Consider the following 7140-nt stretch of genomic DNA (forward strand, 5'->3'; position numbering starts at 1 on the left):
ACACCCACCACCGCTGCTCACCTCGGGCATCCGCCTCCCCCCAACCTGCCCTCCAACATGGAATCAGGGAGCACTGACTTCCACTGAGGATGAGGGCGGATGTCCGCTGGTGCCGCACCCCCGACGCCAGAGTCGGAGAACAGGGTCCTTTGGCGGACGCTGTGCGTGCCGACAATCCATCACGGTGGTTAGAGTGCGGCGCCATGTCGCCAACCCAGCGCCGCATTCCTGTCGTCAACCTGTCCCACTACCGCACGGGCACGCCCCAGGAGCGCGCCCGCTTCGTGCAGGTGTTCGGCGACGGCATCAAGGAGTTCGGCTTCGTCACGGTGGAAGGCCACGGCATCGACGACGGCCTCATCCGCCGCACGTACACGGACGTGGAGCGCTTCTTCGCGCTGCCCGAGGCCACCAAGGCCCCGTACGCCCAGGCGGGGCACGGCGGCCAGCGCGGCTACATCGGCTATGGCCAGGAGCACGCGAAGAACCGCCAGGTGGGGGACCTGAAGGAGTTCTGGCACGTGGGCCGCGAGCTGCCGCCTGAGCACCCGTACCACGCGCGCTACGGCCCCAACGTGTGGCCCACCGAGGTGTCCACCTTCCGCGAGCACACCCTGTCGCTCTTCAACGCGCTGGATGGCGCGGCGGGCGTCATGCTCCAGGCGCTGGCCGAGTACTTCGGCGTGGCGCGCGATACCTTCAGCGGCATGGCCACGGACGGCAACTCCGTGCTGCGGCTCATCCACTACCCGCCGCTGAAGGAGCGCTTCATCCCGGGGGGCGTGCGCGCCGCCGAGCACGAGGACATCAACCTCATCACCCTGCTCTGTGAGGGCACCGCGTCTGGCCTGGAGCTGCTCACCCGCGACGGGGAATGGCTGCCGGTGGACACGCTGCGCGGACAGATTGTCGTCGACTCGGGCGACATGCTCAGCCGCGTGACAAACGAAATCATCCCCGCCACCACGCACCGGGTGGTGAACCCACGCAGCAAGGAAGAGGACACGGTGCGCTACTCGATGCCCTTCTTCGTCCACCCCTCTGCGGATTGCGTGCTCCAGGCGCTGCCCTGCACCCAGACGGCGGACACCCCGGCGCGGCACGCGCCCATCACCGCGGATGCCTTCCTCAAGCAGCGGCTGCGCGAGAATGGCCTGCTGAAGTAACGCGCCGTGGACACGACCACCGACCTCGTCGAACTGTTCGCGCTCCAGCCCCGTGTCTCGCTGGAGGACTACGCCTCTCCGGCAGCCTTCGCCGCGCGACACCGGGCGCTGGCGGCGAAGGTGGATGCCCTGCGCGCCCGGGATGCGTCAGGCCAGCCGCGCTACCCGGCCCTCGTCGTGTGGCCGGAGTCGGTGGGGGCACCGCTGCTGTTCCTGGGCCACATTCACCGCGTGCGACGAAGCGCCTCGGTCCAGAGGGCGATGAAGCGCGTGGTCCTCTCCGAAGCCTGGGGCGTGTGGGAGGCCTGGCGCGACTTCCAGCCACCGTCGCTGACGGAGTGCCTCTACGCCGCCCGGGCGCCCCTCGTGCACCGGACGCTGTGGAAGACTTTTTCTGGCATCGCGCGGGACTTCGGCCTGTGGGTGGTGGCCGGAAGTGCGCTGCTGCCCGCCAGTCGCCGAGGAGAGGACTCGCCGGACTTCGAGCCCTCCGGCGCGCGCACCTACAACACCAGCTACACCTTCTCCCCCGAGGGCCACTGCGTCGCGACCGCGCGCAAGGCCAACCTGGTGCCCTCCTGGGAGGACGGGCTGCACCTCAGCCCGGGCCGCCCGGAGGACCTGCCCGTGCTCCCGACGCCCTTCGGAAAGCTCGCGACCCTCATCGGCTATGACGGCTTCGCCCAGCCGTATACCCGCGACGAGCCCTGGTTCGTCCCCTGCGCGCAGTACCTCGACGCCATGCGGGTGGACGTCCTCGCCCATCCCGCCATCCACGCCGGGCCAGGGACGTCCCATGCCCCAGGCGAGCGCTGGCAACAGGAAGGCCTGCCCGCGCAGCTCCGCACGCTCCGGAACGTGCGCTACGTGGTGAGCGCGCAGCAGGTGGGCAGCCTGTTTGGTGGCACCTTCACTGCCACCTCGCACATCCTGGAGCGAACACGCTCCGGCGACGTGCGAGTGCTCGCCCAGGCCCAGACGACGCAGGAGGAGGACGTGGTGCACGCCACCGTCGCCACCACGGGCCAAGGCACGCCTTAGTCGCCGAGCTTCTTCTTCAGCAGCTCATTGACCAGGGCGGGGTTGCCCTTGCCCTTCATGGCCCGCATCACCTGGCCCACGAAGAAGCCGAACACCTGCTTCTTGCCGGCGCGGTACTTCTCAATCTCCCCCGCGTTCTTCGCGAGGATGTCGTCCACCACCGCCTCGATGGCGCCGGTGTCGCTCACCTGGGCCAGGCCCTTCTCCGCGATGATGTCCGCGGGCGCCTTGCCCGTGCGGAACATCTCCCCGAGCACGTCCTTGCCCGCGTTGGCGGACACCGTGCCCTGGTCCACGGCGCCCAGCAACGCCCCCAGCTGCGCCGGCGTGAAGCGCAGCGCGGACAGCGGCGTGCCCTCTTCCTTCAGCAGGCGCATCAGCTCGCCCAGGAACCAGTTGGAGAGCTTCTTGTAGTCCTTGTAGTGCCCGGCGCAGGCTTCGAAATAGTCGGCCAGCGGGCGCTCGGCGGTGAGGATGCGGGCGTCATACGCGGGCAGCCCGTACTGGCTGGTGAAGCGCTGGAGCTTCGCGCGCGGCAGCTCCGGCAGCGCCTGGGCCGCGGCGTCGATGGCCTCCGCGCTCACGTGCAGCGGCGGCAGGTCCGGCTCCGGGAAATACCGGTAGTCGTGCGCCTCCTCCTTGCTGCGCATGGAGCGGGTGACGCCCTTGCTCACGTCCCACAGGCGCGTCTCCTGCACCACCTTGCCGCCCGACTCGATGACGTCCACCTGCCGGGCAATCTCGTACTCGATGGCCTGCTTGAGGAAGCGGAACGAGTTGAGGTTCTTCAGCTCGCAGCGCTGGCCGAACGTGGTGGAGCCCTTGGGCATCACCGACACGTTGGCGTCGCAGCGGAAGCTGCCCTCCTCCAGGTTGCCGTCGTTGACGCCCAGGTAGACGAGCACGTCCCGCATCGCCTTCAGGTACTCCACCGCCTCGTCCGCGTCGCGAAGGTCCGGCTGGCTGACGATTTCGAGCAGCGGCACGCCCGCGCGGTTGAGGTCCACCAGGCTCTGCCCCCCGCCCGCGTCATGCACGCTCTTGCCCGCGTCCTCCTCCATGTGGATGCGGAGGATGCGGATGACCTTCTCGCCCAGCGGGGTGTCGATGACGAGCCGCCCGTGCTCGCAGATGGGCTGGTCGAACTGCGTAATCTGGTAGCCCTTGGGCAGGTCCGGATAGAAGTAGTTCTTCCGGCTCCACACACTCGTCGGGCGGATGGTGCACTCCAGCGCCAGGCCCGTGCGCACGGCGAACTCCGCCACGCGCTGGTTGAGCACCGGCAGCACGCCGGGCATGCCCAGGCACACCGGACAGGTGTTGCGGTTGGGCTCGGCGCCGAACGCGGTGGAGCAGCCACAGAAAATCTTGGACTGCGTGAGGAGCTGCGCGTGGACCTCGAGGCCGATGACAGGCTGGAAATCGCTCACGGGCATGGCGGTGTCACCAGGGCGGACGCTCGCGGGCCCTACAGGGGCGCGGAGCGGCGGAAGAAGTCGTGCTCGCGCTCGTAGGCGCGGGCGATGCGCAGCAGGCCCGCCTCGTCGAAGGGCCGTCCCAGAACCTGCAGGCCCACGGGCAGGCCCGCCTTCGTGAAGCCGCAGGGCACCGACAGGCCGGGCAGGCCCGCCAGGTTGCAAGGCAGCGTGTAGATGTCCATGAGGTACATGGACAGCGGGTCCTCCACCTTCTCACCCAGCTTGAAGGCCGGCACCGGCGAGGTGGGCGACAGCAGCGCGTCCACCTGCTGGAACGCCCGCGTGAAGTCCTCGCGGATGAGCGTGCGGACCTTCTGCGCGCGCAGGTAGTGCGCGTCGTAGTAGCCAGAGGACAGCGCGAAGGTCCCCAGCATGATGCGGCGCTTCACCTCGGCGCCGAAGCCCTGCTCCCGCGTCAGCGCGTACACGTCCCGCAGGCTGCGCGCGTCCTTCGCCCGCAGGCCGAAGCGCACGCCGTCATAGCGGGCCAGGTTGCTGGACGCCTCCGCGGGCGCGATGAGGTAGTACGTCGCCAGCGCGTACTTCGTGTGGGGCAGCGACACGTCCACCAGCGTCGCGCCCAGGCGCTCGTACTCGCGCAGGGCCTCGCGCACCGCGGCCTCCACCTCCGAGTCCATGCCCTCGGTGAAGTACTCGCGCGGCACGCCCAGCTTCAGGCCCCGCACGCCGGCTTCCAGGTCCGCCGAATAGTCCGGCACGGGCGCGTCCGCGGACGTGGCGTCCTGTGCGTCCGGCCGCGCAATCACCTGGAGCAGCGCCGCCGCGTCCGCCACCGTGCGCGTCATGGGGCCCGGCTGGTCCAGCGACGAGGCGAAGGCGATGACGCCAAAGCGCGACACCCGGCCGTAGGTGGGCTTCAGCCCCACGGTGTTGGTGAGCGCCGCGGGCTGGCGGATGGAGCCACCCGTGTCCGTCCCCAGCGCGCCGAACACCTCGCGCGCGGCCACCGCCGCCGCCGAGCCACCGGACGAGCCGCCCGGCGTGCGCGACACGTCCCACGGGTTGTGGCTGGGGAAGAAGGCGCTGGACTCGTTGGACGACCCCATCGCGAACTCGTCCATGTTCAGCTTGCCCACCAGCGGCAGGCCCGCCTCCTTCAGCAGGCGCACCACCGTGGCGTCATAGGGCGGAACGAAGCCCTCCAGGATGCGCGAGCCGGCGGTGGTCTCCACGCCCTCGGTGAGGAAGATGTCCTTGAGCCCCAGCGGCACGCCGTCCAGGGCGCTGGCGGGGCCGCCCGCCTTGCGACGCGCGTCACTGGCGCGAGCAGCGGCCAGGGCGCCGGCTTCGTCCACGCGCAGGAAGGCGCGCACCTTCGGGTCCACCTGCTGGATGCGCGCCAGGCTCGCGCGGGTGGCCTCCTCGGAGGAGACCGCTCCCGCGGCCAGCTTCGCGGCCAGCTCCAGCATCGTGAGGTCCGTGAGCTGCATGGCGTGGAGTCTCCGGGACTACTCGATGATTTTCGGCACGGCGAAGGACGTGTCGGACTTCGCCGGCGCGTTGGCCAGGGACTTCTCCGGCGGCAGAGACGGCCGCGTCACGTCCTCACGCAGCCGTGAGGACGTGAGCGTGGCATGACACGTGGGCGCCACGGCCTCCACGTCGAGCGCCTGGAGCTGATCCACCGCGTCCAGCACCGCGGACAGCTGGGTGGTGAAGCGCTGCTCCTCTTCCGGAGTCAGCGACAGCCGCGCCAGTGTGGCCACATGGCGCACCTGCTCGAGCGTGAGCGCCACGGCGTCCTACTTCTTCTTGAAGAGGTTGAGGATGGCGCCCATCACCTTGCCGCTGCCCTCGTGGCCGTGCTGCTCCACCAGCTGGTCCAGCTCACCGGCGTCCAGGAAGATGCCGTGGCAGTTGAAGCAGGTCTCGATTTCGACCTTGCCCTGCTTCAGCGTCTGCAGGTCCAGGCCACACTTGGGGCACTTCATCCAGTGGAGCTTCTTGAGCTCCTCGCGCTGCTGCGCCGCGTTCGAAGCGGCCTGCTCCAGGGCCAGCTTGCGCTTCTTCTCAATCTCCTCCCGGGCGAAGTACTCCTCCTCGGTGGATGACGGCTTGTCGGTACGAGCGTCGGCCATGTGATGTTCCTCCACGAAGTCCCGCCGCCGCGCGGCGTGCGCGCCCGGGCGGCGATGTTGGGCGGCACCATACCCCCTCTGGGGAGGGGTGCAGCCGAAATGTAGGTCCCCCGTCCGGAGCTGGAAAATTGACCGCTCCCTCGCTCTCCCTACACTCGCCGCGGGCATTGCTACAGCCCGCTACGCGGCTGAGACGCGCAGAGGGAAGACGGACATGACGGCGAAGAAGGGTCGGGCGGAGAAGGCGGTCTTGTCCCGGCAGGAAATCGCGACGCGCCGCAGGGCGCTGGCGAACAAGCGGATCAAGGCCGGCAAGGGCGGCGACGTCGCCACCCGAGCCATCATCGGTGTGTTCCTGCTGGCGGCGTCGTTGATTGCCTTGCTGGCGGTGGCCACTTTCGACGCGAAGGACCGGGTGGGACCGGGCTTCAACAACGCGGTGGGCCCCATGGGGCACCTCATCGCGGAGTCGCTGCGCGGCCTGCTGGGCGTTTGCGCCTACCTCATCCCGGCGGGCGGCATCTACACGGCCATGGTGCTCTTCGTGGGCAACCGGGACCGGAAGCGGGGGCCGCAAATCATCAGCCTGGCGCTGCTGACGGTCAGCGTGTCCGTGCTGGCACAGCTGATGTTCGCGGGTGACAAGGGCTGGGCACACCCGCCGGGTGGCGCGCTGGGCGCCGGCCTGGGCGGCATCATGTCCAGCCTGTTCTCCACGGTGGGCACCGTCATCCTGGTGACCGCCATCAGCGCCGCCGCCCTCATCGTGGGCACCCAGTACACCTTCCTCAAGGTGTGCTCGCTGGCCTGGGCCGGGCTGTGCGTGCTGGGCCGCCGCGTCCAGGCATCCGCCAGCGTGTTCTGGGAAGCGCAGAAGGTGGCCTACCAGGAGCGCCAGGAGCGCGCCGCCGAGGAGAAGCTGGAGGAAGCCGCCTTCCTCGCGCAACTCGAGGCCGACGAGGAAGAGCTCGCCGAGGCCGAGCGCCTGGCGGAAGAGGCCGAGGCCGCCGAGGCCGAGGCCATGGCGGAAGAGGCCTTCCGGCTGTCGAAGCAGCAGGAGAAGGAGCAGGCCGCCGCCGCGAAGCTGGCGCTCAAGGAGTCCCGCGACCGCGAGAAGCTGGAGAAGAAGCTGCTTCCGGCCCGCGAGGCCGATTCGCTGCCGCCCGCCCCCGCGCCCGTGCTGGCCCTCCCGGAGAAGGCGTCGGCGAAGGCGGAGAAGCGCCCGGCCCTCGGCGCCGACCCGGCCTGGGCCGCGTCCTTCCTGCCGCCCTCGCCCAACCTCATTCCCGCCGACGGCGCCGACGCCACCGAGACGCCGCGCGCCCGCCGCAAGCCCTGTCCCTTATACCCATCTGC

Annotated in this window: 7 protein-coding genes; 3 read left to right on the forward strand and 4 right to left on the reverse strand. The window is 69.7% G+C overall.

What is annotated here, in order from left to right; translation table 11 throughout:
- Positions 1 to 203 precede the first annotated feature (203 nt).
- Positions 204 to 1166 carry an isopenicillin N synthase family dioxygenase gene (locus G4D87_RS30460; RefSeq protein WP_163786211.1) on the forward strand — a complete coding sequence of 321 codons (963 nt, stop codon included), beginning with the start codon at positions 204 to 206 and terminating at the stop codon, positions 1164 to 1166.
- Between the two features lie 6 nt (positions 1167 to 1172).
- Positions 1173 to 2207, forward strand: coding sequence for a carbon-nitrogen hydrolase family protein (locus G4D87_RS30465; RefSeq protein ID WP_163786212.1), 1035 nt, complete (start codon positions 1173 to 1175; stop codon positions 2205 to 2207).
- On the opposite strand, the gene gatB is transcribed toward G4D87_RS30465, so the two are convergent.
- From gatB to G4D87_RS30485, 4 genes are read right to left on the reverse strand one after another with little or no spacing between them, the layout of a single operon-like run.
- Positions 2204 to 3643, reverse strand: a complete 1440-nt coding sequence (gatB, locus tag G4D87_RS30470) for an Asp-tRNA(Asn)/Glu-tRNA(Gln) amidotransferase subunit GatB (protein WP_163786213.1) — start codon at positions 3641 to 3643, stop codon at positions 2204 to 2206. The genes G4D87_RS30465 and gatB overlap by 4 nt on opposite strands.
- A 32-nt stretch (positions 3644 to 3675) precedes the next feature.
- A complete protein-coding gene (gene gatA, locus G4D87_RS30475; protein ID WP_163786214.1) occupies positions 3676 to 5136 on the reverse strand; it encodes an Asp-tRNA(Asn)/Glu-tRNA(Gln) amidotransferase subunit GatA in 1461 nt (486 codons plus the stop codon).
- An 18-nt stretch (positions 5137 to 5154) separates the two neighbouring features.
- Complete coding sequence (gene gatC, locus G4D87_RS30480) at positions 5155 to 5442, reverse strand: Asp-tRNA(Asn)/Glu-tRNA(Gln) amidotransferase subunit GatC (RefSeq protein WP_163786215.1); 288 nt, start codon at positions 5440 to 5442, stop codon at positions 5155 to 5157.
- A gap of 6 nt (positions 5443 to 5448) precedes the next feature.
- On the reverse strand, positions 5449 to 5784 hold the full coding sequence (locus tag G4D87_RS30485) for a TFIIB-type zinc ribbon-containing protein (RefSeq protein WP_163786216.1): 336 nt from the start codon (positions 5782 to 5784) through the stop codon (positions 5449 to 5451).
- A 214-nt stretch (positions 5785 to 5998) separates the two neighbouring features.
- On the opposite strand from G4D87_RS30485, the gene G4D87_RS30490 reads away from it, so the two are divergent.
- On the forward strand, positions 5999 to 7140 hold a 1142-nt coding region (locus G4D87_RS30490), incomplete at its 3' end, for a DNA translocase FtsK 4TM domain-containing protein (RefSeq protein WP_205507775.1).

Origin of the sequence: Myxococcus vastator (assembly GCF_010894475.1) — a bacterium.
In the GTDB taxonomy this organism is placed as follows: Bacteria; Myxococcota; Myxococcia; order Myxococcales; family Myxococcaceae; genus Myxococcus; species Myxococcus vastator.